The following is a 26,562-nucleotide window of genomic DNA, read 5'->3' as shown; positions in this document are numbered from 1 at the left end:
GGCCCGCGCTGCGCGTTCCTCCTACCCGGAGCGCTTCTCACGCCGATCCCGATACTTCCAATTGGCAGGGACTGGCTCTAGGGTGCGCGCCATTCGCATATTCATCGATTACATAAGGTTCCCCCGATCATGGCTCTGCCCGGCATGAAACGTATTCTGCTGAAACTGTCGGGCGAGGCGCTGATGGGCTCCAGCCCGTTCGGCATCGACCCCGAAACCGTCGCGAGCATGGCGGCCGAGGTCAAGGAAGCCAAAGACCGCGGGCTCGAAATCTGCCTCGTCATCGGCGGCGGCAATATCTTTCGCGGCATGGCGGGCGCCGCCAAGGGCATGGACCGCGCGCAGGCCGACTATATGGGCATGCTCGCCACCGTGATGAACGCGCTGGCGATGCAGAATGCGCTCGAGCAGCTTGGCGTCGAAACGCGCGTCCAGTCGGCGATCGAGATGGACAAGGTGTGCGAGCCGGTGATCCGCCGCCGCGCCGAGCGCCATATGGAAAAGGGCCGCGTCGTGATCTTCGCCGCCGGCGTTGGCGCGCCCTATTTCACGACCGACAGCGGCGCCGCGCTCCGCGCCGCCGAAATGAAGTGCGACGCGCTGCTGAAGGGCACCAGCGTCGACGGCGTCTATAACGCCGATCCCAAGAAGGACCCGACCGCGGTCCGTTACGATACGCTGAGCTATGACCGCGTGCTCGCCGACAATCTGAAGGTGATGGACGCGAGCGCGGTCGCGCTGTGCCGCGACAATCATATCCCGATCGTCGTGTTCAACATTCGCGAACCCGGCAATCTGGCGCGCGTGCTGGCGGGCGAGGGTGTTTCCACCGTCGTCGCCGACGCGGCCTGAAGACATAAGAGAGGAATAAACGATGGCGAAATATGATAAGGCCGATCTCGAGCGCCGCATGCACGGTGCGGTCGAAGCGCTGAAGAGCGACCTTTCGGGCCTCCGCACCGGGCGCGCGCACACCGCGCTGCTCGATCCGGTGACGGTCGAGGTCTATGGCAGCCAGATGCCGCTGAACCAGGTCGCCTCGGTCAGTGCGCCCGAACCGCGCATGCTGTCGGTGCAGGTGTGGGACAAATCGAACGTCGGTCCGGTCGACAAGGCGATCCGCTCGGCGGGCCTCGGTCTCAACCCGATCGTCGACGGCCAGATGCTGCGCCTGCCGATCCCCGAAATGACGCAGGAGCGCCGCAAGGAGCTCTCGAAGCTCGCCGGCCAATATGCCGAAAAGGCGCGCATCGCGGTGCGCAACGTCCGCCGCGACGGCATGGACAATCTGAAGGCCGACGAGAATAAGAAGGAAATCAGCGAGGACGAGCGCAAGCGCCACGAGACCGAGGTGCAGAAGCTGACCGACGCGACGATCGCCGAACTCGACGCCGCCGCGACCGCCAAGGAAAAGGAAATCCTGGGCTAGTGGATCGCATGGTCGCATTGCACAATTTTCGTCGTCCCAGCGAAAGCTGGGACCGCAGGCGTGCAGGCGCGGCGCTTGGTCGAAAGCGATCCCAGCTTTCGCTGGGATGACGGATAGACGATGACCGATACCCATCACGGCGCACGCCATGTCGCCATCATCATGGACGGCAATGGCCGCTGGGCGAAAAAACGCCTGCTGCCCCGCGTCGCCGGTCACAAGGCCGGGGTCGAGGCGGTGCGCACGATCGTGCGCGCCGCGGGCGACCTCGGCATCGAGGCGATGACGCTCTACGCCTTCAGTTCCGAAAACTGGAAGCGCCCTGAGGAAGAGGTCAGCGACCTGATGGGGCTGATGAAGCGCTTCATCCTGTCCGACCTCGACGAATTCGCTGCGAATGACGTGAAGCTGAAGGTGATCGGCAACTGGCGCGCGCTCGCGCCCGATGTCGTCAAACTGATCGCAAATGCGCTCGAACGCACATCGGGCAACAAACGCACGACGCTCGCGGTCGCGCTCAACTATGGCGCGCAGGACGAGCTGGTTCGCGCCGCGACCGCCGCCGCCGCAGCGGGCCCGATCACCGAGGAGGCGATCGCCGCGCATCTCGACACCGCCGACATGCCTCCGCTCGACCTGCTCATCCGCACCTCGGGCGAGGTCCGGCTGTCGAATTTCCTGCTCTGGCAGTCGGCCTATGCCGAACTCTATTTCACCGATATCTTGTGGCCCGATTTCAAACCGGCCGACCTCAAGGCAGCGCTCGACCAATTTGCGCGGCGCGACCGCCGTTACGGGGGACTATAGGGCATGGCGACAGCGGCTAAATCGGACTTCTGGGCGCGGATCGGGTCGGCGATCGTCCTGTTCGCGATCGCGGGCACCGCACTGTGGTTCGGCGGGCTTGCTTTCGGTCTGCTGCTGCTCGTCGGCGGGGCGCTTGTCCTCGTCGAATGGTTCGCGCTGGTGCGCGCAATGACCCTCGGCGGCGGCGCCAAGACCGCGCTCAACCTGCTCGGACCGATCCTCGTTCTCGGCGCGATGGCGGGGCTCTGGTTCATTCGCGACCATCTCGGCATGACCGCCGCGCTGTGGGTCTTCGGCATGGTGTGGGCGACCGACATCGGTGCCTATTTCGCTGGCCGCGCCTTTGGCGGCGCACGCCTCGCGCCCAAAATCAGCCCGTCGAAGACCTGGTCGGGCCTCATCGGCGGCATGGTCGCCGCGCTGATCGCCAGCGCGACGATCGGCGACCGCGCGGGCATCGTCGGCGTGCCGCTGTGGATCGGGCTGTTCATGGGGCTGCTCGCGCAGCTCGGCGACCTCGCGCAAAGCTGGATGAAGCGCCGCGCGGGGGTCAAGGATTCGGGCAAGCTCATCCCCGGCCACGGCGGCCTGTTCGACCGCGTCGACGGCGTGCTGCCGGTCGCGCTGCTGCTGGGCGCGCTGGCGTTTGCGGGGCAGATCGCCGTGCGGGCGGCGGGCTGAGATGACACAGCGCCGCCTCTCGCTGTTCGGTGCGACGGGATCGGTCGGGCAATCGACCCTCGATCTGGTACGGCGCGACGGCAAGGCTTGGGCTGTCGGCGTGCTGACCGCGAACAGCGACGTTGCCGAGCTCGCGAAGCTGGCAAAGGAATTCCGTCCCGACATCGCAGTGATCGCCGACGAAGCCCGCTATGGCTCGCTCGCCGAGGCACTGACTGGCACCGGCATCGAAGTGGCAGCGGGCGCCGAGGCGCTGGTCGAAGCCGCGCAGCGCCCCACCGACCTCGTCATGGCGGCGATCGTCGGCACCGCGGGGCTCGCGCCGACGATGGCGGCGCTTGCCGCCGGATACGATGTCGCGCTCGCCAACAAGGAAGCGCTCGTGTCGTCGGGCGAACTGATGACCGCGGTGGCGCGCACGTCGGGGGCGACGATCCTGCCCGTCGACAGCGAGCATAATGCGATCTTCCAGTGCCTCGCGGGCGGGCGCATCGATCAGGTGCGCCGCATCATCCTGACCGCGAGCGGCGGCCCGTTCCGCACGATGAGCGCCGACGATATGGCGCGCGTGACGCCCAAACAGGCGGTAGCGCACCCGAACTGGTCGATGGGCGCGAAAATCAGCGTCGATTCGGCGACGATGATGAACAAGGGGCTCGAACTGATCGAGGCGCATCACCTGTTCCCCGTCGGGCTCGACCGCATCGAAATCCTCGTCCACCCGCAATCGGTGATCCACAGCCTCGTCGAATATATCGACTGTTCGACGCTCGCGCAGCTCGGCTCGCCCGACATGCGCATCCCGATCAGCAGCGCGCTCGCCTGGCCGCAGCGCATGGCGACGCCGTGCGCGCCGCTCGACCTCGCCAGCATCGCGCGGCTCGATTTCGAGGCGCCCGACGAGGTGCGTTTCCCCGCGACCGCGCTCTGCCGCGCCGCGATCGCCGAGGGCGGCGCGCGCCCGGCGCAGCTCAACGCCGCGAACGAAGTGGCGGTCGCCGCCTTCCTCGCGGGGCGCATTGCCTTCCCCGCCATCGTCGATACGGTGCGCCGCGTGATCGATGCCGACGCGCCCGCGGTGCCGGCGTCGCTTCAGGACATATTCAGCGTCGATGCGTCATCCCGCGCGGCTGCTCAGCGTTTTGTGGACCAATATGAACATGCCTGACATTCCGCTTTGGCTCTATCCGCTCGCGTTCCTCGCGGTGCTGGGGCCGCTCGTCTTCGTGCACGAATATGGCCATTATATCGTCGGCCGCTGGTGCGGGGTGAAGGCCGACACCTTCTCGATCGGTTTCGGCCGCAAGATCCTCGGCTGGACCGACAAGCGTGGCACCGAATGGAAGATCGGCTGGCTGCCGCTCGGCGGCTATGTCCAGTTTGCGGGCGACCGCGATGCGGTCAGCCAGCCCGACGCGACCTGGCAAAAACTGCCAGCCGACCAGAAATCGCACACATTCCCCGCGCAGCCGGTGTGGAAGCGCGCGCTCATCGTTCTCGCAGGGCCGGTGACCAACTTCCTGTTCGCAATTGCGATTTTTGCCGCGTTCAACATGACCTATGGCGTTGCCACGGTTCCGCCGGTGATCGGCGGCGTGCAGGCAGGCAGTGCGGCCGAGGCGGCGGGGCTCCGTATTGGTGACCGTATCACCGGGATCAACGGACAGTCGGTCGACAGCTTCGGCGATATCCCGAAGATCGTGGCCTATGATCTGGGCAGGCCCGCTAGCCTCGATATCGCGCGCGGCGAGCAGCGGCTCGCGATCACCCTGCGCCCGCGGGTCACGACCGAAACCGACGGTTTCGGGAACAAGGCCGAGGTGGCGATCATCGGCATCCAGTCGGGCGCGCTGACCTATGCGCGGGTCGGCCCGTTGGAGGCGGTGAGGGCGAGCGCGGGGCAGACCTGGAACATCGTCCAGCTGACCGGCAAGATATTGGGCCAGTTCGCGACCGGGCAACGTTCGGTCAAGGAAATGGGCGGGCCGATCAAGATCGCGAAGCAGTCGGGCGAACAGGCGACGCTGGGCGTCGCCGCGCTGATCTTCTTCATCGCCTTCGTTTCCATCAATCTGGGGTTCATCAACCTCTTGCCATTGCCGATGCTCGATGGCGGTCATCTGGCCTTTTACGCCTATGAAGCGATCCGGCGCCGCCCCGCGCCGCCGCAGGCGCAGGAATGGGCGTTCCGATTCGGCTTTGCGGCAATCGTGACCCTTATGCTGGTCGTGACTTTCAACGATTTGGGCTCAATTGGCGTGTGGGACAGGATCGCCCGCTTGATTGGCTAGCGAGTCTGGGGCAGGGAGTGGCGCACGAACCCGCGGTCAGGCGGGTTTGTCGCTTTTGAGTTATTTTTTCGGGATGAACAGCGTGGCTTCACACAAATTCTCGGCGCGGACGCAGCTGTCGGTACTTCTTTTGGCCGGCACGATGCTTGGCGCGCCGGTGATGGCGCAACAGGTTGCGCCGCCAGTCGTCCCGGCTCCGGCTCCCGAAGCGGCTCCCACCGCGACGACGGTCAAGTCGATCACCGTCGTCGGCAACCAGCGGCTCGAGGCGCAGACGATCCTGTCGTACCTGCGCCTGCGCGTCGGGCAGCAATATGACCGCTCGATCCTCGACCAGGCGCTGAAGGATCTGGCCGCGACCGAATTGTTCAAGGATTTCCAGATCACCGACAATGCCGGTGCGCTGACGATCCAGGTCACCGAGAACCCCGTGATCAACCGCGTCATCCTGGAGGGCAACAAGCGCCTGAAGGAAGACAAGGTCCGCCCGGAGATCAAGCTCGCGCCGCGTCAGATCTTCACCCGCTCGAAAGTCCGCGCCGACGTCGCGCGCATCATCGAGCTCTACAAGCGTCAGGGCCGCTTTGCCGCGACGGTCGAGCCCAAGATGGTGTCGCTCGACCAGAACCGCGTCGACGTCGTGTTCGAAATCAACGAAGGGCCGAAATCGAAGGTCCGCCAGATCAACATCATCGGCAACGAGAAGTTCAGCGACGGCGATCTCAAGGACGAGATGGCGACGAAGCAGTCGAGCCTGATGACGATCCTGTCGTCGAACACCAGCTACGACCCCGACCGCCTCGCCTATGACCAGCAGAAGCTGCGCCTGTTCTACCTGACCAACGGTTACGCCGATTTCCGCGTGATTTCGGCGGTGGCCGAGCTGACGAGCAACAAGCAGGACTTCATCATCACCTATGTGGTCGAGGAAGGCGAACGCTACAAGTTCGGCGACATCGACGTGAAGAGCGAAATCCGCGACTTCCAGCCCGAAATGCTGAAGAAGCTGCTGCCGATGAAGACCGGCGACTGGTATGACGCCAAGCAGGTCGAGGACACGGTTGAAAGCCTGAGCGAAACCGCGGGTCTGTTCGGCTACGCCTTTGCCGACATCAACCCCGAATTCCGCCGCGACCCCGAAACGCGGACGATGGCGATCACCTTCAACGTCGCCGAAAGCCCGCGTACCTATGTCGAGCGCATCGACGTCAACGGCAACACGCTGACCCACGACAAGGTCGTGCGCCGCGAATTCCGCCTGAACGAAGGCGATGCGTTCAACAGCTTCGGCGTCAAGCGCACCGAAAACCGCATCAATAGCCTCGGTTATTTCCAGGAAAACCTGGAAATCGAACGCAAGGAAGGCAGCGCCCCCGACCGCATCATCCTCGAAACCAACGTCGAGGAAAAGCCGACCGGCGAACTCTCGCTGTCGGCCGGCTTCTCGTCGATCGAGAATTTCCTGCTCCAGGCGTCGATCCGCCAGCGCAACTTCCGCGGTCTCGGCCAGCAGCTCCAGGCGTCGGTCAACTATTCGAGCTATTCGAAGTCGATCGAGCTCGGTTTCACCGAACCCTATCTGTTCGACCGCAACATCTCGGTCGGCGGCAGCATCTATCGCCGCGATTTGAACTCGTTCAACTTCATCAACAACGACCGCCGGACGACGTTCCAGCAGGTCACGACGGGGGCGCAGATCAACGCCGGCGTGCCGCTGACCGAATTCATGTCGTTCTTCGCGCGCTACAGCATCAACTTCGACGATGTGACGCTCGACAAGGGAATCTATTATTTCGGCGGCGAGTGCGACCCGCTCGTGGCCGGCCGTTACCTGTGCGACGCGATCGGCAACCGCACGACCTCGCTGCTCGGCTATACGCTCGCCTATGACGACCGCGACAATCGCATCCGTCCGACGCGCGGCCAGTCGCTGTCGCTCAGCCAGGATTTCGCCGGCCTCGGCGGCAGCGTCAAATATGTCCGCACGCGCTTGAACGGCTCGAAGCACTTCAACCTCGGCAGCCGCTTCATCCTCAATTTGTCGGCCGAAGGCGGCTATATCTATCCGTTCGGCGGCCGTCCGACCCCGACGAGCGACAAGGTCCGCCTGACCGACCGCTTCTTCCTTGGCGAACCGCAGATGCGCGGTTTCGACATTCGCGGCGTCGGCCCGCGTGTTATCCGCTACTCGGTCGACAATACCGATCCGGCGAACCCCATTGTCGTCACCGACGCCAATGGTGAGCGCGGCCAGATCGACGACGCGCTCGGCGGCCGCGCCTATTATCAGGGCCGGATCGAACTCGATATTCCGCTCGGCACCGGCGCAAAGGAAATGGGGCTTCGCCCGTCGATCTTCGTCGACGTCGGATCGGTCTTCAGCGTCCGCCGCCCGACGCTGACGACGCTTGCCAATTTCAGGGAAACCGACCCCAACGCGCCCGGTTTCGGTCTCACCAAGTCGCTTTGCCGCAACGCGACCACGGGTGTCACCCAGTTCGCGACGGAAACGGTAACGACGCCGACGGGCGGCGTCCCGACGGGCACCGGTCAATACACGACCTGCCCGACCGATTTCTCGCGCCTCGATCCGTTCGAGGAACGCTTCTTCGGCGACACGTGGATGCCGCGCGTCTCGATCGGTGCCGGGGTGAACTGGAACTCTCCCTTCGGTCCCTTCCGGATCGACTTCGCTTACGCCCTTCGCAAAGAAGAGGGCGATGATACCAAACGCTTCTCATTCAATGTAGGAACCCAATTCTGATGAAGAAAATCCTTGCCGCCTCGGCGCTGGCGATTGCCACGCTGTCGGTCTCGCCCCTCCTGTCCGCCCCCGCCATTGCCCAGGCAAAGGGTGTCGGCGTTGCCGACGTCCGCGTCGCCGCCGCCCGCTCGAACGCCTTCCAGACTGCCTCGAAGCAGATCGAAACGACCTACAAGGCGCAGATCGACCAGCAGCAGTCGCGCGGCCAGACGCTGCAGGCCGAAATCAACGTCCTGATCGCGAAATATAACGAAGAAGCGAAGAAGACGCCGGTCAACCAGGCCTCGCTGCAGGCTGCCGCCAAGGCCGTCCAGGACAAGCGCCAGGCCGCGCAGGCCGAGCTCGGTCAGATCGGTGCGCCCGTCGACCTCGCGATCGCTTATGTCGAAGACCAGATCAGCGTTCGCATGAACGAAGCGATCAAGGCCGCGATGACCGCGAAAAAGGTCGACCTGCTCGTCAACCCCGAGGCGGTGATCGCGCGCGAAAACAATGTCGACATCACCGACGCGGTGGTTGCCGAACTCAACCGCATCCTGCCCAACGTGTCGACTGCGGTTCCGGCCGGTTACCAGCCGGGCCAGCTTGTCCAGCAGCGTAATCAGCAGCTGATGGACCAGGCACGCGCCGCGCAGGGCGGAACGCGTCCCGCAACGCCCGCTCCGGCACCGACCGGCACCGCACCGACGACCCGCTAAGATCGATGATGGACGGGGAAAAGCCGGACGGCGCCTTGGGCCCGGTGGATATCCGCCGGATCCTGACGCTGCTGCCGCATCGTTATCCGATGCTGCTGGTCGACCGGGTGGAATCGATGGTGAAGGACACCTCGATCCACGCGGTCAAGGCGGTGACGATGAACGAGCCCTTTTTCCAAGGGCATTTCCCCGGCCGGCCGATCATGCCCGGCGTCCTCATCGTCGAGGCGCTGGCGCAGGCCGGCGGCATATTGGCGATCGAATCGCTCGGCCTCGGCGGCTCGGGCAAGCTCGTCTATTTCATGGCGATCGATGGGGTGAAGTTCAGGAAACCGGTCGAACCCGGCGTCCTGCTAGACCTCCACGTCACCATCGTTCAGGCAAAGCGGAACATCTGCAAGTTCGAGGGCAGGGCGATGCTGGGCGACAGCCTTGCGGCCGAGTGCCAGTTCACCGCGATGATCGCCGACCCGCCGAGCGACTAACCACCACTTGCCAAATCCGGCATTCGCCGTTAGGGGACGCCGCTTCGCGTCCCCGGACGCACAGACTCACGCTGCTGGTCGGTAACCAGCGGCACAGGAGCTAAAGACATGAAAAACGACATTCACCCCGACTATCACATGATCACGGTCAAGATGACCGATGGCACCGAATATCAGACGCGCTCGACCTGGGGCAAAGAGGGCGACACGATGACGCTCGAAATCGACCCCACTGCGCACCCGGCCTGGACCGGCGGCACCGGACGCATGCTCGACGCTGCGGGTCAGGTCGCCAAGTTCAACAAGCGTTTCGGTGGTCTCACCCTCAAGCGCTAATGGTGCCCACCTCCGCGAATGCGGGGGTGTCAGCTCAGAACCTTTGCAAGCGCGCTTTGCCACCCGGCAAGGCGCGTTTTGCGTTTCTCGGCACCCAGCGCCGGCGTGAAGCGCGTCGCGGTGCCGCGCATCGCCTTGGCCGCGCTCGCGAGGTCTGGATAAAGCCCCGCGCCGGTCGCGGCGAGCATCGCGGCGCCAAGCGCGGTGCTTTCGACGAAATCGGGCCGTTCGACGGTGATGCCCAGCATGTCGGCAAGGTCCTGCGCCATCCAGTCGTTCGCCGCCATGCCGCCGTCGATCCGCACCTCGGCCCAGTCGACCCCGTCGGCGGCGAAGGCCGATTTCAGATCATGCGCCTGATAGGCTTGCGCTTCCAGCGCCGCGCGCGCGACATGCGCCTTCGTCGTCGCGAAGTTCAGGCCCGATATGGCCGCGAGCGCATCGGGGCGCCAGTGCGGCGCGCCGAGCCCGGTGAGGGCGGGGACCAGATAGACGCCGCCATTGTCGCTCACCGAGCGCGCGAGCCCTTCGCTCTCGCCCGCATTGGCGAGCAGGCCCAGCCCGTCGCGCAGCCATTTGATCAGGCTGCCGGCGACGAACACCGATCCTTCGAGCGCATAGGAGCGCACGTCGCCCTCCTGCACCAATATTGTCGCGAGCAGACGATGGTTCGACACGGGGCGCACCGTGCCGCTGGCAGACAGGATGAAGGCGCCGGTCCCGAAGGTCGCCTTGGTCTGCCCGGGCGACAGGCACGCCTGCCCGATCGTTGCCGCCTGCTGGTCTCCCGCCATGCCGCAGATCGCGATCGCGCCGCCGAACAGCGCCGGATCGGTCGTGCCGACGCGCGTCGTGCAGCCGGTGATTTCGGGGAGCAGGTCCATCGGCACGCCGAGCAGGTCGCACAATTCGCTATCCCAGCCGCCCTGGCCGTTGATGTCCATCAGCAAGGTGCGCGACGCGTTGCTCGCATCGGTGACATGGACGCCGCCGGTCAGGCGATAGACGAGATAGGATTCGACCGTCCCGACCGCGAGCCGGTCGCCGGCTTCCTTCAGCTGCGGCCAGTGCTTCAGCGCCCAGCCGATCTTGGTCCCCGAAAAATAGGGATCGAGCAGCAACCCGCTCTTCGCCTGCGCTTGTGCCTCATGGCCGGCGTCTTTCAGCGCCGCGCAATCGGCGGCCGAGCGGCGGTCCTGCCACACGATTGCGCGCGCGAGCGGCTCGCCGGTGGTGCGGTCCCAGAGCACCACCGTCTCGCGCTGGTTGGTGATCCCGATCGCGGCGACATGGTCGGCGCCGCCCGCCTGCGCGATCATTTCGCGTGTGCAGGCGAGGGTGGCCTCCCAGATTTCGGCGGCGTCATGTTCGACGAGGCCGGGGCCGGGATAATGTTGCCGGATCTCGCGCTGCGCGCTGCCGAGCGGGGTGCCGTCGGCGCCGAAAAGCATCGTCCGCGTCGACGTCGTGCCCTCGTCGATGACGATGATTTTCTCGGCCATTTATCCCCCCGTCTTTGTTCTATCCGTCGCCCCCGCGAAGGCGGGGGCCGCTGGCATTCTGGCTCAACATCGCTTGATGCCGACAACGGCCCCCGCCTTCGCGGGGGCGACGCGCATTTTAGCTATCGCATTGATGAAGAAAGAACCGCCCTTCGACAAGCTCAGGGAGAATGGAATAGGTAAGCGCGCAATTATCTTGCAAAACTGCGCAACCCATGCCATATGTTGTGCAGCGCAGCATGGCGGGACCTCCCGCCGTAACCACCGGCAGCGTGATTTTCCCGCCCGAAACAGGCGCGGGACGAGCCGGACCAGCGCTTTGTCCCCAGAGGCACCCTTTCACGCGGGTCGTTTCGAACCCGCGGCCGTGCGCCGTCCGTTCGATGCGAACGGATGCGCCTGCGCGTCGCCCTATGTGAGTATTTTATGACGACTTTTAACGACTTTGGCCTGCACGCCGACATCAATCGCGCGCTTGCCGCCAAGGATTACACCACCCCGACCCCGATTCAGACGCAGGCGATCCCGCCGCTGATGAAGGGCCGCGACCTGTGCGGTATCGCGCAGACGGGCACCGGCAAGACCGCCGGTTTCTCGCTGCCGTCGATCCATCATCTTTTGACCTATCCGCACCGCCCGACCCCGCGCGGTTGCCGCATGCTCGTCCTCGCGCCGACGCGTGAGCTGGCCGCGCAGATCGCGCAGAGCTGCCGCGACTATGGCCGCTTCACCAAGCTCAGCGTCTCGACGGTGTTCGGCGGCGTGCCGATCAACAAGCAGATCCGCGACCTGTCGGGGGGCGTCGACATCCTCGTCGCGACCCCGGGCCGCCTGCTCGACCTGATCGACCAGCGCGCGCTGCGCCTCGACGACGTCGAGATCTTCGTCCTCGATGAAGCCGACCAGATGATGGACATGGGCTTCATCCACTCGCTGCGCCGCATCGCCAAGCTGCTGCCGTCGCGCCGCCAGAACCTCTTCTTCTCGGCGACGATGCCGAAGGAAATCGCCCACCTCGCCGAACAGTTCCTCGAGGATCCGGTCACCGTGTCGGTCACCCCGGCCGCGACCACGGTCGAAAAGATCAGTCAATATTCGACCTTCGTCGAACAGAAGGAAAAGCAGGCGCTGCTGCACTCGGTCATTGCCAGCGAAGACATCGACCGCGCGCTGATCTTCACCCGCACCAAACATGGTGCCGACCGCGTCGTGCGTCACCTCGCGGGCGCGAACATCAAGGCGATGGCGATCCATGGCAATAAGAGCCAGTCGCAGCGCACCCACGCGCTGCAGGCGTTCCGCTCGGGCGACATCAAGCTGCTCGTCGCGACCGACATTGCCGCCCGCGGCATCGACGTGTCGGGGGTCAGCCATGTGATCAACTTCGAGATTCCGAACGTCCCCGAACAATATGTCCACCGCATCGGCCGCACCGCGCGCGCCGGCGCCGAGGGCAAGGCGATCAGCTTCATCGCCCCCGATGAGCGCCCGTACATGCGCGATATCGAGCGCGTCACGCGGAGCAAGTCCGAACCGATGCCGCTGCCCGAGAATTTCAACGAGCTGGTGCGCAACCTGCCGAAGCCGGCACAGCCGCCGCGCGACACGGGCAGCCAGGGCCGCGACCCCAATCGCCAGCGTCAGGACGCGCATCGTCAGCGCGATGGCGGCCAGCCGCGCGGCGAACGCGGTCCGCGCCGCGATGGTGCGGCAGCCGGCGAGGGCGCCGAAGGCCAGCGCAAGCGTCGCTTCCGCCCGCGCAACAAGAGCGTCGGCGCACACAAGGGTGCGGTCAAGCGCGTCGGTTGACGCACGCTACCCGTCCGCTAGACCCTTCGCCCACAAGATAATGGGCGAAGGGGTAGCGGATGACGAACGGTGACGGCGCGGCGGCACTCGAAACCCGGCAGAGCGAACGCAAGGTCATCCTGGCCTCGTCGCTCGGCACGGTGTTCGAATGGTATGATTTCTACCTTTACGGCCTGCTCGCGACGATCATCTCGGCGCAATTCTTTTCGGGCGTCAACGAAACCACCGGCTTCATCTTTGCGCTCGGCGCCTTCGCCGCGGGCTTTGCGGTAAGGCCGTTCGGCGCGCTCGTGTTCGGGCGCATCGGCGACCTCGTCGGGCGCAAGAACACCTTTCTCGTCACCATGGGGCTGATGGGCGCCTCGACCTTCCTCGTCGGTGTCCTGCCTAGCTATGCGTCGATCGGCGTCGCGGCGCCGATCCTCCTCGTGCTGCTCCGTCTCGTCCAGGGGCTCGCGCTCGGCGGCGAATATGGCGGCGCCGCGACATATGTCGCCGAACATGCGCCCGAGGGCAAACGCGGGCTTTTCACCAGCTTCATCCAGACCACCGCGACGCTCGGCCTGTTCGCGGCGCTCGGCGTCGTCATCGTCATCCGCTCGGTCATGGGCGAGGCGGCTTTCGCCGACTGGGGCTGGCGCATTCCCTTCCTCATCTCGGTAATCCTGCTCGGTGTGTCGCTCTGGATCCGCCTCCAGCTCGAGGAAAGCCCGGTCTTCAAGCAGATGAAGGAAGAAGGCACGACGTCGAAGGCGCCGCTCACCGAGGCGTTCGGCCGCTGGGAGAATCTCAAATGGGTGATCGTCGCGCTGTTCGGGGCGGTCGCGGGGCAGGCGGTCGTCTGGTATTCGGGACAATTTTACGCGCTCTTCTTCCTCGAAAAGACGCTGAAGGTCGACGGCGCCACCGCGAACATATTGATCGCCATCGCGCTCGCGCTCGGCACGCCCTTCTTCATCTTCTTCGGCTGGCTCAGCGACAAGGTCGGGCGAAAGCCGATCATCCTCGCGGGCTGCGCGCTCGCCGCGCTCACCTATTTCCCGGCGTTCCAGATGCTCACCGCCGCCGCCAATCCCGCGATGGCCAAGGCGCAGCAGAACGCCGCCGTCATCATGGCGGCCGATCCCGGGTCCTGCTCGTTCCAGTTCGATCCGATCGGCGGCAACAAGTTCGAAGGCAGCGGCTGCGACATTATCAAGTCGACGCTGGCAAAGGCGGGTGCGAGCTACACGTCTTTCACGCGCGAACGCATGACGGGCGAACCCGCGCGCGTGCGGATCGGCTCGCGCGTCCTCGCCGCGCCCGATCCGTGGCGCCTTGCCGAAGAGGATCGCGCCGGCGCGATCGCGGCGTTCCGCTCCGAACTCCAGAATGCGCTGACCGACGCCGGCTATCCGGCAAAGGCCGATCCGGCGGCGATCAACAAGCCGCTCGTCGTCGCGATCCTCTTCTACCTCGTGCTGCTCGTGACGATGGTCTACGGCCCGATCGCCGCACTGCTCGTCGAACTCTTCCCCAGCCGCATCCGCTACACCGCGATGTCGCTGCCCTATCATATCGGCAACGGCTGGTTCGGCGGTTTCCTGCCGACGACGGCGTTCGCGATGGTCGCGGCGACGGGCAACATCTATTACGGCCTATGGTATCCGGTGATCGTCGCGGTGATCACATTGATCGTCGGGCTGTTGTTCCTGCCCGAAACCTTCCGGCGGAAAATTCACGAGTAGACAATATTGACCCTCCCCATGGCTGCGCCACAGGGAGGATCTTCACATTGACGGAGCAGCCCTGCTCGCTAGGTTTGCGCGGAGCCTTGAGGGGGGCATGATGATTGCCGACGACATAGATTTCGATCCGCCGCCGCCGCCGCGGCGTCCGTTCTTTCGGCGCAAGCGGGTGCTGATCCCGCTCGCGTTGTTGCTCGCGATCGTCGTCGGTTTCCTCCTGCTCCTGACGCCTGATACCGACCGCGACGCGATGATCGCCAAATATGGCGGCCCGAACGCGGCATTCGTCGCGGGGCCGGCGGGGCAGCGGATTCACTATCGCGATCAGGGCAATCGGGACGGCCCCGCGATCATCCTCGTCCATGGCGCCAATGCCAGCCTTCATACGTGGGAACCGCTGGTGAAGCGGCTCGGCGCCACCTACCGGATCGTCACGCTCGACCTGCCGGGACACGGGCTGACCGGTGCGACACCCGACACCGATTATTCGGCCGAGGGCATGATGAACGCGGTCGACGTCGTCGCGGCGAAGCTCGGGCTCGATCATTTCATCCTCGGCGGCAATTCGATGGGCGGCTGGGTCAGCTGGCGCTACGCGCTCGCGCAGCCCGCGCGTGTCGATGCGCTGCTGTTGATCGACGCCGCCGGCATGCCGCTGCGGCCGGGCGAGAAACGGCCCGAATCGAATGTCGGTTTCCGCGTCCTCGAATATCCCTTCGGCCGCTGGCTGGCGACGCGCGTCACGCCGCGGATGCTCGTCGAACAGTCGCTGCGCGGGTCGGTCGAGAAACAGGAGATCGTCGATGACGCGATGATCGACCGCTATTGGGAGTTGCTGCGCTTTCCGGGCAATCGCGAAGCGACGGTGCTGCGCGCGCGCATGGACCGCGAGCCCAGGGTGGCGGCGCGTGTCGGCGAGATCGAGGCGCCGACGCTGATTCTGTTCGGCGACAAGGACCGGATCATCAACCCCAGCGCCGCGAAAACGTTCAACGAACGCATCGCGGGGTCCGAGGTCGTGATGTTGCCCGGCATCGGCCACCTGCCGATGGAGGAAGCGCCCGATGCGACCGCGAAGGCGATCGCCGATTTCCTTACGCGGCGGCTTGTTTCGCCGGCGCCGGCTGATCCAGAAACGCGCTGATCCGCGCCGAAATGGCCGCCGCGTGGGTGAAGGGGAAGAGGTGCGATCCCGGCACCATTTCCAGCACCGCGCCATCGATCTGGTCGGCGAGCATCTCGCCATAGCAGGCGGGCATCACGCCATCCTGCTCGCCCATCAGCACCAGCGCCGGAAGCTCTTTCAACCCCGACAGGAAACCCACGCTGCTCCATCCGATCATCGCGGCACTCTGGTAAGCGATGCCGAGCGGGGTCGCGGTCTGTATCTTGAGCCCGCTCGCCAGCATGTCGTCGTCGAACATCGCGGCCCAGCCGATCCCCGGCGCGCCCATGACCGGGGTCGTCGCCATCAGCACAAGACGGCGCACGCGCCCCGGAAACTGGATCGCGATCTGCTGTGCCAGCGCGCCGCCCCAGCTGAACCCGGCGACGTCGATCATCTTGTGCTCAAGGCGGTCGGCGATCTCCATCACCACCGCCGCGATCGTCGGCGCGCCATAGGGCAGCAGCGCGTCGGGCGAGCCGCCGACGCCGGGCATGTCGAGCGTCCACACCTCGCGGTCATGGATCTGCGCGAGCAGCGGCGCAGCGGCGACCAGATCGGCACCGATGCCATTGAGGAACAGCAAGGGCGTGCCGGGCGTGCCCGCACGCCAGCGCGCGACGCGCAGGCTCAGGCCGTATACATGCTCGTTGCTGATGGCCGGCCGGCCGCTGATCCTGCTCATGGCCGGTGCCTTCGCATATCTGGGTGACCGGCGAAAGGCCGCTGATCTACTCGCCCTGCCGCGCGGCCTCCGCGGCTTGCTCGAAGCGCAGGCAATCGAAAATCTTCGCGCCCGCAAGGAACACCGATCCGGTGCAGGCCAGCAGCAACAGTTTGCCGCCGGTCCCCGGATATTCGTGCAGATAGGCGGCGCCGCGCGCCATCGCCCCGACGGCGAGCGCATAGATGATCAGGCACGCTTCGAAGCGGGTCTTGATGACGAACAGGCGTCCGATTTTTTTCAGCATCAACATAGCCTAAGCAAGCGCCGTGCCACTGGCGCAAATGCGGGATTCGGCGCGCCGGGCTTATGGTAAACTGTAAGTTAATCCGACAGATGGGGGCAAGCCACCAGGGCATCCATTCGGCGAAAAGGCGGTTCAATTCGTCTCGCGAACCCGCGCCGGCGCGCCCAGCGGGCACTCCAGCGCGGCGCGGTCCCAGCCCGCGGCGTCGGCCGCGGCGCCATAGCTGCGCTCAAGGAAATCGAGCAGCAGCGCATCGGGCGACGCCGCCGTCCGCACCGCGCCATAAGGCAGGATATATTCGCCCATGCCGGCGTCGAAGCGCGCCGCGTCGGGCACCGGATAGTCCCGAAACCCGGCCGGTTCGGGATAGGCGTAGGAATAAAAGGCTGGCTCGGGAAAAGCGTCGCCGCCCGGCCAGAAGCCGGCGCTGCTGACCTCGTGCGAATAGGCTTCGCGCGTCACCGGGTCGGGCAGGCCCGGCACGCCGCCGGGGTGCGGCGGCGCCGCGCGGCCCGAAAAGCGCGTGACGGCCAGGTCGAAGCTGCCCCAGAAGAAATGCACCGGGCTCGCCTTGCCCAGAAACCCGCTGCGGAACAGCTTGAACACGCGGTCGACCTGCATCAGCGCGCGCCAGAAACGATGCGCGGCCTCGGCATCATAGCTTTTATGGCTCTCGTCGCGCGCGAACGGGATCGGGTCGGGCACCTCGTTCGGCACGCCATGGATGCGCACCGCGATGCCAAGGTCGGCGAGCAATCCCAACAGCCGATCGTGGAAATCGGCGACGCTGCGCGGTTCGAGCACGAGCTCGCGGGTCTGCCCCTGGCTCGTGCGGCAGATCAGCCGGTGAACGATGAAGTCGAATTCGATTTCGAGCAGTTCGTGCCCGACCGGGATCGGCGATGTGGTGAGGCCGCGCGCGCTGACATAGAGCGGCACCTGCCAGCCATGGTTGAGCCAGGGTGTCAGCGACAGGCGGATCTTGCCGACGATCTGCGTCCACAGCTGCAGCGTGATCGCGGTATCGCGCCAGTCGGCCCAGCGCAGTTCGGGCCAGATCGCGGATTGCTCGGTCGGTGACATCGCGGCTTTCCTTCGACAAATATCGTGCGCCGCCCCCAATGTGATGTTTAGCTGGTTCTGTGCCTAAAAATAGCGCGGAATCGGTCCGGCCTACGGCGTCTGGTCGAAAAGGCGGCGATGACATCGGGGTGGTGAGCGGACGGTGGCGTCCTTACCCTTCGTCATCCCGGACTTGATCCGGGATCCCGCTTTGAGAAGGCATCGGCAGGCTGCGACATCAAGCGGGACCCCGGATCAAGTCCGGGGTGACGAGAGTATGGGGGTCTGCAATCGGTCGGGAGCCAAGCGCGACCGCCGCTAGTTCGCTCGCGCAAACCAGATGACGTGCCGCGGGCCTTTGCCGTTGCTGCGCGCGCGCACGCCGACCTCTTCGACCTGAAAGCCCGCCGCCGCCAACCGGCGCGTGAAGCGGGCGTCGGGCGCTGCCGACCATATCGCCAAAATACCGCCGGGGCGCAGCGCCGCCTTGGCCGTCGCGAGCCCCGCCGCCGAATAGAGACCCTCGTTGGCATCGCGCGTCAGGCCATCGGGCCCATTGTCGACGTCGAGCAGGATCGCGTCATAGCGGCGCGTCGCCGTCCCGATCGCCTTCGACACATCGCCGAGGACCAGCTCGACCCGCGGATCGTCGAGACAGCCCGCCGCCAGCTCGGCCATCGGGCCGCGCGCCCACTCGATGATGCCCGGCACCAGTTCGGCCACCGCAATCTTTGCATCGGGCCCGAGCGTCGCCAGTGCGGCGCGCAGGGTGAACCCCATGCCATAGCCGCCGATCAGCAGGCTGGCGCCCTTCGGGCTGCGCAGCCGGTCGCAGGTCATCGTCGCCAGCGCTTCTTCGGAGCCGCTCATCCGGCTGCTCATCAATTCATTGCGATCGATCGCGATGATGAAATCGTCACCGCGCCGGTACAGCCGCAGCTCGTCGCCGCCCGGCACCTCGGCGGTGCCGATCAGTTCGCGAATCTTCAACTTACGTCGCCCTTTTTCTTGTCGTCACCCCGGACTTGATCCGGGGTCCAGGCTGCGGGGGCGGCGATGGATGCCGGATCAAGTCCGGCATGACGAAGCGAATATGCCGTCAAACCAGCTCGCCGAGGTCGAGCGTTTCGAGAAGCGCCGCGCGCGCTTTGCGCACGTCGCTTGCCAGCGCCGCCGAGGCGAGGTCGCCGGGCGCGATCGCTTCGGGCCAGTGCTTCGCCACGACGCCTGCAATCCGGTCGAGCTTTGCTTCGTCGGCGATAAAGCGCGGATCGACCGTCGCCGGATCGGCAACGACGCGCAGGCGCAGGCACGCCGGGCCGCCGCCGTTCGCCATCGACTGGCGGACGTTCACCGGCAGCAGGCGGCGGATCGGGCCGTTGCCCGCGACATGTGCCTCCAGCCAGTTCCACACCGCGGGCGTGGCTTGCGCCTCGGTCGGCAGCACCAGCCCCATGCCGCCGCCATCGGGCAGGCTGACGAGCTGCGCGTTGAACAGATAGGATTTGATCGCGTCGGGGAGGCTCACCGCACTCGCGGGCACCTCGACGATCTCGACCGCGGGGAAGGCGGCGCGGATTTCGGCGTGCGCCGCGTCGCGATCCTCGAACGCGGTTTCGTGGGTGAACAGCACATGCTCGTTCGCGACCGCGACGACATCGTTGTGGAACGCGCCGCCCTGGATCGCCGTGTCCGACTGACGGATGAACAGCGTACGCGCCGGATCGAGCCCGTGGTTGCGCGCGATCGCCTTCGACGCGTCGAGATGCTGGCGCGCCGGAAAGCGCCCGCCGCCGACGCCATAGACGAAGATCTCGACGCCTTGCCCGTCGTGCCCGCTGCACAGCCGCATATGGTTCGCCGCGCCCTCGTCGCCGAAGGGGGCGGGGACCGGCGCATGCACCGCAAAGGCGGGGTCGGCGAAGGCGAGGCGAAGCTGCGCCAGCGTGCCCGGCCATTCGTGGCTGCGGTGCGGCATGGTGACGAGGTTCGCGACGGTCAGATGGCATTTGCCGTCGGCGCTGTCGGGGGCGGGCGAGACGGTCGCTGCGTTCGCCGCCCACATCGACGACGCCGACCACGCCTGCGCGCGCAAATGCCCCTCGGCATCTTCGGGGGTCGTGCCGAGCGTCGCGAGCCATGGCGCATCGGGGCGGTCGAGCGGGGTGAAAAAGCCCTGCGGCAGCCCGAGCGTCAGATTGTGGCGCATCTTCTCGATGCCCTGCAGCGCCGCGGCGCGCGGCTGCGACACGTCGCCGGCGTTGCTCGCCGACGCGATATTGCCGCGGCTGAGTCCCGCATAATTGTGGCTCGGGCCGATGATCCCGTCGAAATTGATTTCGGTCAGCATGGTTTAACGTCCGATCCAGCTGATGCCGCTGCCCTTGCCGACACCCAGCAGCTTCGCGGCCTCGCTGTCGAGGGTCGCGCCGTCGCCGATCTTGCCGAAACAACAGCGGAAATCGGCGAGTTGCCCCGTTGCGACCAGCGCGTCTTCTCCCGTTTCGGCGATCGCCGAAATCTCGATATGCTTGGCGTCCTTGATGCTCGCGACCTGATCGGTGCGCGCGGTCATCGTCGGGCCGCCGTCGAAGATGTCGACATAATTTTCGAACGCGAAGCCTTCATTCTCGAGCATGCGCATCGCCGCGCGCCCGGTCGGGTGCGGCACGCCGATGACGCTGCGCGCATGCTCGCCCAGCATCGCGATATAGACGGGATGCTTCGGCATCAGGTCGGCGATGAACTGGTTGCCGTGGACCGCATTGAACTGGTCGGCTTCCTGGAAATTCATGCCAAAGAATTTGCCCGCGACCCCGTCCCAGAAGGGCGATCCGCCCGCCTCGTCGATCACCCCGCGCAGCTCGGCGAGGATGCGGTCGCCGAAGCGCGCGCGGTGCCGCGCGATGAACAGGTAACGCGAGCGTGCGAGCAGCAGCCCGAGCCCGCCGGCGCGCGCCGCGGGGTGCAGGAACAGCCCGCCGACCTCGCTCGCGCCGTTCAGGTCGTTGCTCAGCATCAGCACCTGCGCGTGGAAGGTGCGGTCGAGCTGCTCGCTATGCTTGCTGTCGGTGCCGATGCGGTACGAATAGAAGGGCCAGCGCTGGCCGACCTGCCCGAAAATCTGGCAGGTGCCGCGCACTTCGCCGCTGTCCATATCTTCGAGCACGAGCAGGTACAGCTCGTCCGACGGATATTCCTTGTCGCTCGCGAACGAGGCTTCGGTGCGCTCGAGCTTGGCACGCAACGCATTCTTGTCGGGGGGCAGGTTGGTGAAGCCGCCACCGGTCAGCTTCGCCATCTCGTAAATGCTCTGCAAGTCGCCCGGCTTGGCCGCCCGGATCACATAATTCACACCGTCCCCCGTTCCGCTATTCTTATCATGGTGAGTGCCGACAGCTGCGCGCGCTCGGCGAGGCTGTCGACGATCAGAAATTCGTCCGACGAATGGATCGCGCCGCCGCGCGGGCCCATCGTGTCGACCACCGGCACCCCGCACGCCGCGATATTGTTGCCGTCGCACACCCCGCCCGTCGCGTTCCAGCCGATCGGCAGGCCAAGCGCGGCGCCGCAATCGCGCACCAGCTCGAACAGGCGCGTCGCCGCTGCATCGAGCGGCTTCGGCGGGCGATTGAAGCCGCCGTGGACGTGGCAATGCACGTCATGCTCGCGCGAGATTGCCGCGATCGCATCGCGCATCGCCGCTTCGGCCGCCGCCATCGCATCGGGGGTCGACGGGCGCATGTTGACGCGCAGGATCGCGCTGTCGGGCACGATATTGTTCGGCCCGCCGCCGTCGATCTTCGCCGGATTGACCTTGAGCGTATCGGACTTCAGCGCGCCGAGCCGCAGCGCGAGATCGGCGGCGGCGAGCAAGGCATTGCGCCCGTCCTGCGGATTGCGCCCGGCGTGCGCGGCGCGGCCGTGGACGATCACCGAGAAATTGCCGCTGCCCGGCCGCGCTCCCGCCAGCGTGCCGTCGGGCAGCGCGGGTTCGTACGTCAGCGCCGCGGTCTTGCCCTTCGCCAGCTCGGCGATCAGCCGCGCCGACGCCTGGCTTCCCGTTTCCTCGTCGCTGTTGATCATCACGTCATAGCCGACGCGGCTCGCGAGCGGCGATGCCTCCAGCGCGGTGAGCGCCGCGAGGATCACCGAAATGCCGGCCTTCATGTCGGCGGTGCCGGGGCCGTTGAGCACGCCGTCTTCCAGCCACTTCAACGTCTGGAATGGGTGATCCACGGCAAACACCGTGTCCATATGCCCGGTCAGCAGCAGCTGTACCGGCGCCTCGGGGCGCACGCGCACATGCAGATGGTCGCCGCGCTGGATGGTGTTGACGGTGCCCGCGCTGTCGACGCTTTCGACCGGATCGGCGGCAACCAGCCGGACTTCGCCGGGCAACGCCGCAAAGGCATCGGCCAGTTCGCCCGCGACGGTCTTCAATCCCGCGAGGTTGCCGGTGCCGCTGTTGATCGCGGCCCATTTCTCCACCTGCACCAGCATCGGCGCATCGGCGGCGCGTTCGAGCGTCGCATTTTCTGTCGCGGTGAGACTGACCATGGGGTGGCTATAGCGAGCGACGATGGGCTTTTGCACCCCCGGGGCGGCACTTTTGTCTTCACTGTGCGGCAAGTCACTGTTCCGGGCCGCTCTCTTCGGTAATGGGGCAGTCGAATTGCACCGAATCGCAACACATTAACCGAAAGTTCGGAACAGCCTCGTTACGCTGACCGAACCGATAAGTGAGTGAGCCGATGACCGCCGCCTTTGTGCTTGGCATCAACATGTCCGTCGCCGGCATTTTCGCCGTTGCGTTCGCCGTGGTCGCGGCGACGAACCGCGACGCGCGCGGCGCGCGGTGGCTTGCGCTTGGCTACGGCATGGGGATCGTCAATGTCGCGCTCGAGTTTCTTCTGACCCGGCAGGTCGATCCAAACCCCGTCGGCATCGGCATTTTCCTCGTCTTCCTGCTCGCGCTCAGCTTCGCGCTGATCGGCGTCGCGCATCATTATCGCGCGCGGCCGCCGTGGGGCGCGATGGCCGCGATCTGGGTCGTCACCATCCTCGCCGTGCCGGTGATCTTCAGCATGACCTACGGCTCGATCGTGCGTCTGATGCTCTACCAGCTTCCCTATTTTGCGATGCAGACGCTGCTCGGGCTCGTGATCTGGCGCTCGGGCCGGCGTCAGGCGCTCGACCTGCTGCTCGTCGCGCTCCAGGTGATCGCGGCGGCCATCTATGTCGCCAAGCCCTTTATCGCGGCGATCGTGGGCACGGCGAGCGCACCGCAAGGCTATATGGCGACGACCTACGCCGCGATCTCGCAAAGCGGGAGCGTCGTCACGCTGATGGCGATCGCGCTCGTCATGCTGCTTGTGATCATGCGCGACACCACCGCGGAGATGGTCGCGCGCTCGGAAACCGATCCGCTTTCGAGCGTGCTCAACCGGCGCGGTTTCGAACATCATGCCGAACTGGCGTTGCTGCGCGGCGGGGACGTGACGGTGCTCGTCACGGCTGACCTCGACGACTTCAAGAAGATCAACGACAGTTTCGGCCACGCCGCGGGCGACGGGGTGATCGCGCATTTCGCGGCGATGCTGGTCGATGCCGCGCCCGCGGGTGCGATCGTCGGCCGGATCGGGGGCGAGGAATTCGCCGTCCTGCTTCCCGACGCGCTGCTGTCCGACGGCCGCCTCTACGCCGAAACCGTGCGCACGACCTTTGCGGCGGCGCAATTGCCGGTGCTGGGGGTCGATCGCGGCTTTACGGCGTCTTTCGGCGTCGCGCAGCGTACCACGGGCGATTCGCTGTTCGACCTGTCGCGCCGCGCCGACGCCGCGCTGTACCGCGCCAAGGCGGGCGGGCGGAATCAGGTGCGGGTCGCGATTGGCGAACTGGCGCCGGCACCCGCCGTGGGTGTTGCCTGATTTCAGACCGCGAGTAGCGGCGTGTCTTCGGGTTGCGGCGGCGCCGCTTCGAAGTTTGGCAGCGGATCGAAAGTCTCTTCGATCAGCTCGATCGACGCGAGGCCGCCGAGCTTGAAATGGCCGAGCCGCGGCTCCTCGTCGGATCGCCAGTTCTTGTTGAGGTTCAGCGCGCTGATGAACAGGTCGCCGCGCCGTTCGAACAGAAGATGCGGCGCCAGCGTCAGGACTTGCCCATTGTAATGCGCGGTCACCTTTCGCTTGCGGGCGATGGCTTCCATCAATTTCAGTCGTGTGTCGTCCATGGTTTCAGAGCCGTTCGGGGGAGAAAGGTTTTATTGTGCAATGCAGCATAATCACATGCGGGCGCGGTGGGCAAGTGCCGAAAGTCCGCGCAGCGGCTGAAAACCTATGCGGGAAACACCGCCCATTGCCAATCGAAATCAATCGCGGCATAGGGCGACGGCCCTTTCCTCCCCGGGTCCACTGGCGCAGCCGCGCCGACCAGAGGGTGCTTGCATGACTGAATTTCTCGATCGCTCCGGCCTGTCCGTCGATTCGCGACTGTCCGACTTTATCGAGCAGCGCGCGCTGCCGGGGACGGGGCTCGATGCCGCCAAATTCTGGAGCGATTTCGCCGGGCTGCTCGGCAAATTCGCGCCCGAAAACGCGTCGCTGCTGGCAAAGCGCGAGGATTTGCAGGCGCAGATCGACGCGTGGCACCACGGGCGTGCGGGGCAGGCGCATGACGCTGCCGCCTATCAGGCGTTCTTGCGCAAAATCGGCTATCTCGTCCCCGAACCCGCAGCCTTCAAAGTCGGCACGCAGAATGTCGATCCCGAAATCGCGACGATGGCGGGACCGCAGCTCGTCGTGCCCGCGCTCAACGCGCGCTTCGCATTGAACGCCGCCAACGCGCGCTGGGGCAGCCTCTACGACGCCTTCTACGGCACCGACGCGCTCGATGCGCCGCCCGCCAGACCCGGCGGCTATGACGCCGACCGCGGCGCCGCGGTGATTGCGCGCGCCAAGGCCTTCCTCGACGAAGCGGTGCCGCTTGCGTCGGGCAGCTGGGCCGACTGGCAGGGCGGCGAGCCCGCGCTCGCCGATCCGGCGCAATGGGTCGGCAGCAGGCCCGGCGGCATCCTGCTCCGCCACAACGGCCTGCACATCGAACTGGTGATCGATCCCGCGAGCGCGATCGGCAAGACCGACCCCGCGGGGATCGCCGACGTCGTGCTCGAAGCCGCGCTGACGACGATCATCGATCTCGAGGACAGCGTCGCGGCGGTCGACGGCGAGGACAAGACGCTCGGCTACACCAACTGGCTCGGCCTGATGCGCGGCGACCTCGTCGAGAGCTTCGCCAAGGGCGGCGAGACTGTGACGCGCGCGATGGAGCCCGATCGCGAATGGACCTCGCCGTCGGGCGAGGCGTTCACGCTCCACGGCCGCAGCGTGATGTTCGTGCGCAACGTCGGTCATCTGATGACGACGCCGATGATCCGGCTGCCGGATGGCAGCGAAGCGCCCGAGGGGCTTTGCGACGCGGTCATCACCAGCCTTTGCTCGCTCCACGACCTCAAAGGGCTCGGCACGCTCCGCAACAGCCGCGCGGGCAGCATCTATATCGTCAAGCCCAAGCAGCACGGGCCCGAGGAATGCGGCTTCACGAACCGGCTGTTCGACGCGGTCGAGGATATGCTCGGCCTCGCGCGCCACACGATGAAGGTCGGCGTGATGGACGAGGAACGCCGCACCAGCGCGAACCTCGCCGCATGCATCGAGGCGGTGAAGGACCGCATCGTCTTCATCAACACCGGCTTCCTCGACCGCACCGGCGACGAAATCCACACGTCGATGCGCGCCGGACAGATGATCCCCAAGGGCGAGATGAAGGCGAGCGACTGGATCGCGTCCTACGAGGACCGCAACGTCCGCATCGGCCTTGCCTGCGGTCTCAGCGGCAAGGCGCAGATCGGCAAGGGCATGTGGGCGATGCCCGACCTCATGAAAGCGATGCTCGAAGCCAAGATCGGCCATCCGAAATCGGGCGCGAACACGGCATGGGTGCCGTCGCCGACCGCTGCGACGCTCCACGCGCTGCACTATCATCAGGTCGACGTGTTCGCGCGGCAGAAGGAAATCGCGGGCGAGGCCGTGCCCTCGCTCGACCGTCTCCTGAACATTCCGGTCGCCACGGGACGCAACTGGAGCGAAGCCGAAATCACCCGCGAACTCGATAACAATTGCCAGGGCATCCTCGGCTATGTCGTGCGCTGGATCGATCAGGGCGTCGGCTGCTCGAAAGTGCCCGACATCGACGACGTCGGCCTGATGGAGGACCGCGCGACGCTGCGCATCGCCAGTCAGGCGCTCGCCAACTGGCTGCTCCACGGCGTCTGCACCCCCGAACAGGTCGACGCCGCGCTGGCACGCATGGCGGCGAAGGTCGACGCGCAGAATGCGGGCGATGCGCTCTACGAAAAACTGACCCCCGACGGCATCGCGTATCAGGCGGCGCGCGCGCTGATCTTCGAGGGCGTGACGCAGCCCTCGGGCTATACCGAACCGCTGCTGCACAAATATAGGCAAGCGAAAAAGGCGGCGTAACGCCAAAGGCGGCTTTCGACCTTCTTTTTCATCGTCACCCCGGACTTGATCCGGGGTCCCGCTGTTGGGTCAGGCCGTGCCGACGCGTCAGAAAAGCGGGATCCCGGGTCAAGCCCGGGATGACGAAAGGGGGGGCAACGCCGCCCCGCCTTGATCTGTCACCGCCCAAAAACAGGGCAGCCCGGCGTCATTGCTTCGCAAATTGACACCCCCGGCCGCCGGGCGCATATCGCCGCCCGCCGGGGCGCGACTCCGGCATCAACCCAAGGACCGAAAAATGGACCCCGACAGTAGA

24 protein-coding genes are annotated in these 26,562 nt (G+C 65.8%); 15 read left to right on the top strand and 9 right to left on the bottom strand.

Going from position 1 to position 26,562, the window contains the following annotated elements:
* The first annotated feature begins 129 nt into the window (after positions 1–129).
* From pyrH to rpmE, 10 genes are all read left to right on the top strand, one after another.
* Entirely contained in the window at positions 130–852 is a 723-nt protein-coding gene (gene pyrH, locus ACTJI5_RS21470; protein ID WP_058535947.1) for a UMP kinase, read from the top strand.
* A 22-nt stretch (positions 853–874) separates the two neighbouring features.
* A complete protein-coding gene (gene frr, locus ACTJI5_RS21465; RefSeq protein ID WP_056371461.1) occupies positions 875–1,429 on the top strand; it encodes a ribosome recycling factor in 555 nt (184 codons plus the stop codon).
* A gap of 120 nt (positions 1,430–1,549) precedes the next feature.
* On the top strand, positions 1,550–2,236 hold the full coding sequence (gene uppS, locus ACTJI5_RS21460; RefSeq protein WP_440861742.1) for a polyprenyl diphosphate synthase: 687 nt from the start codon (positions 1,550–1,552) through the stop codon (positions 2,234–2,236).
* Between the two features lie 3 nt (positions 2,237–2,239).
* On the top strand, positions 2,240–2,917 hold the full coding sequence (locus ACTJI5_RS21455; protein WP_440861741.1) for a phosphatidate cytidylyltransferase: 678 nt from the start codon (positions 2,240–2,242) through the stop codon (positions 2,915–2,917).
* Position 2,918: 1 nt separating this feature from the next.
* The gene (locus ACTJI5_RS21450) at positions 2,919–4,085 is read left to right on the top strand and encodes a 1-deoxy-D-xylulose-5-phosphate reductoisomerase (RefSeq protein WP_440861740.1); all 1,167 of its coding nucleotides are present in this window, start codon (positions 2,919–2,921) and stop codon (positions 4,083–4,085) included.
* A complete protein-coding gene (rseP, locus tag ACTJI5_RS21445; protein WP_440861739.1) occupies positions 4,078–5,208 on the top strand; it encodes an RIP metalloprotease RseP in 1,131 nt (376 codons plus the stop codon). The genes ACTJI5_RS21450 and rseP overlap by 8 nt, the downstream gene beginning before the upstream one ends.
* Before the next feature lie 73 nt (positions 5,209–5,281).
* A complete protein-coding gene (bamA, locus tag ACTJI5_RS21440) occupies positions 5,282–7,972 on the top strand; it encodes an outer membrane protein assembly factor BamA (RefSeq protein WP_058536474.1) in 2,691 nt (896 codons plus the stop codon).
* Positions 7,972–8,670 (top strand): OmpH family outer membrane protein, encoded by a 699-nt coding sequence (locus ACTJI5_RS21435; protein WP_058535952.1) that lies wholly within the window; start codon positions 7,972–7,974, stop codon positions 8,668–8,670. Before bamA ends, ACTJI5_RS21435 begins: the two co-directional genes overlap by 1 nt.
* Positions 8,671–8,675: 5 nt before the next feature.
* Positions 8,676–9,155 carry a 3-hydroxyacyl-ACP dehydratase FabZ gene (gene fabZ, locus ACTJI5_RS21430; RefSeq protein ID WP_440861738.1) on the top strand — a complete coding sequence of 160 codons (480 nt, stop codon included), beginning with the start codon at positions 8,676–8,678 and terminating at the stop codon, positions 9,153–9,155.
* Positions 9,156–9,263: 108 nt separating this feature from the next.
* Complete coding sequence (gene rpmE / locus ACTJI5_RS21425; RefSeq protein WP_037517493.1) at positions 9,264–9,491, top strand: 50S ribosomal protein L31; 228 nt, start codon at positions 9,264–9,266, stop codon at positions 9,489–9,491.
* 29 nt (positions 9,492–9,520) lie between these two features.
* On the opposite strand, the gene ACTJI5_RS21420 is transcribed toward rpmE, so the two are convergent.
* Positions 9,521–10,993, bottom strand: coding sequence for a glycerol kinase (locus ACTJI5_RS21420; RefSeq protein ID WP_440861737.1), 1,473 nt, complete (start codon positions 10,991–10,993; stop codon positions 9,521–9,523).
* Positions 10,994–11,419: 426 nt separating this feature from the next.
* Between ACTJI5_RS21420 and ACTJI5_RS21415 the strand changes: the two genes are divergently transcribed.
* The 3 genes from ACTJI5_RS21415 to ACTJI5_RS21405 all read left to right on the top strand — a co-directional run bounded on the left by ACTJI5_RS21415 (position 11,420) and on the right by ACTJI5_RS21405 (position 15,673).
* Complete coding sequence (locus ACTJI5_RS21415; protein WP_440861736.1) at positions 11,420–12,802, top strand: DEAD/DEAH box helicase; 1,383 nt, start codon at positions 11,420–11,422, stop codon at positions 12,800–12,802.
* Between the two features lie 59 nt (positions 12,803–12,861).
* Complete coding sequence (locus ACTJI5_RS21410) at positions 12,862–14,529, top strand: MFS transporter (protein WP_058535956.1); 1,668 nt, start codon at positions 12,862–12,864, stop codon at positions 14,527–14,529.
* A 97-nt stretch (positions 14,530–14,626) separates the two neighbouring features.
* Positions 14,627–15,673 carry an alpha/beta fold hydrolase gene (locus ACTJI5_RS21405; RefSeq protein WP_440861735.1) on the top strand — a complete coding sequence of 349 codons (1,047 nt, stop codon included), beginning with the start codon at positions 14,627–14,629 and terminating at the stop codon, positions 15,671–15,673.
* Here ACTJI5_RS21405 and ACTJI5_RS21400 read toward each other — a convergent pair.
* The 7 genes from ACTJI5_RS21400 to ACTJI5_RS21370 form a co-directional block, all read right to left on the bottom strand.
* A complete protein-coding gene (locus ACTJI5_RS21400) occupies positions 15,624–16,379 on the bottom strand; it encodes an alpha/beta fold hydrolase (RefSeq protein ID WP_440861734.1) in 756 nt (251 codons plus the stop codon). The two genes, ACTJI5_RS21405 and ACTJI5_RS21400, sit on opposite strands and share 50 nt — an antisense overlap.
* Before the next feature lie 46 nt (positions 16,380–16,425).
* Complete coding sequence (locus ACTJI5_RS21395; RefSeq protein WP_439511245.1) at positions 16,426–16,665, bottom strand: hypothetical protein; 240 nt, start codon at positions 16,663–16,665, stop codon at positions 16,426–16,428.
* A 132-nt stretch (positions 16,666–16,797) separates the two neighbouring features.
* The gene (locus ACTJI5_RS21390; protein ID WP_440861733.1) at positions 16,798–17,748 is read right to left on the bottom strand and encodes a DUF5996 family protein; all 951 of its coding nucleotides are present in this window, start codon (positions 17,746–17,748) and stop codon (positions 16,798–16,800) included.
* 297 nt (positions 17,749–18,045) lie between these two features.
* Entirely contained in the window at positions 18,046–18,717 is a 672-nt protein-coding gene (locus ACTJI5_RS21385) for a spermidine synthase (protein ID WP_440861732.1), read from the bottom strand.
* A gap of 109 nt (positions 18,718–18,826) precedes the next feature.
* A complete protein-coding gene (locus tag ACTJI5_RS21380; RefSeq protein ID WP_440861731.1) occupies positions 18,827–20,077 on the bottom strand; it encodes an N-succinylarginine dihydrolase in 1,251 nt (416 codons plus the stop codon).
* Between the two features lie 3 nt (positions 20,078–20,080).
* Positions 20,081–21,082: an arginine N-succinyltransferase gene (locus tag ACTJI5_RS21375; RefSeq protein ID WP_058535962.1), complete on the bottom strand. Its 1,002-nt coding sequence runs from the start codon at positions 21,080–21,082 to the stop codon at positions 20,081–20,083.
* Positions 21,079–22,287 (bottom strand): hydrolase, encoded by a 1,209-nt coding sequence (locus ACTJI5_RS21370; protein ID WP_440861730.1) that lies wholly within the window; start codon positions 22,285–22,287, stop codon positions 21,079–21,081. The genes ACTJI5_RS21375 and ACTJI5_RS21370 overlap by 4 nt, the downstream gene beginning before the upstream one ends.
* Positions 22,288–22,481: 194 nt before the next feature.
* Here ACTJI5_RS21370 and ACTJI5_RS21365 point away from each other — a divergent pair, with 194 nt between their 5' ends.
* Positions 22,482–23,657, top strand: a complete 1,176-nt coding sequence (locus tag ACTJI5_RS21365; protein ID WP_058535964.1) for a GGDEF domain-containing protein — start codon at positions 22,482–22,484, stop codon at positions 23,655–23,657.
* Positions 23,658–23,659: 2 nt separating this feature from the next.
* On the opposite strand, the gene ACTJI5_RS21360 is transcribed toward ACTJI5_RS21365, so the two are convergent.
* Positions 23,660–23,959: a hypothetical protein gene (locus tag ACTJI5_RS21360; RefSeq protein WP_056371424.1), complete on the bottom strand. Its 300-nt coding sequence runs from the start codon at positions 23,957–23,959 to the stop codon at positions 23,660–23,662.
* A 214-nt stretch (positions 23,960–24,173) separates the two neighbouring features.
* On the opposite strand from ACTJI5_RS21360, the gene ACTJI5_RS21355 reads away from it, so the two are divergent.
* The gene (locus ACTJI5_RS21355; protein WP_440861729.1) at positions 24,174–26,267 is read left to right on the top strand and encodes a malate synthase G; all 2,094 of its coding nucleotides are present in this window, start codon (positions 24,174–24,176) and stop codon (positions 26,265–26,267) included.
* The last annotated feature ends 295 nt before the right edge of the window (positions 26,268–26,562 follow it).

Origin of the sequence: Sphingopyxis sp. 22461 (assembly GCF_052044915.1) — a bacterium.
Lineage (GTDB): Bacteria > Pseudomonadota > Alphaproteobacteria > Sphingomonadales > Sphingomonadaceae > Sphingopyxis.
The sequence above is the reverse complement of the archived record's forward strand: the minus strand, read 5'-3'. Positions and strand labels throughout refer to the sequence as shown.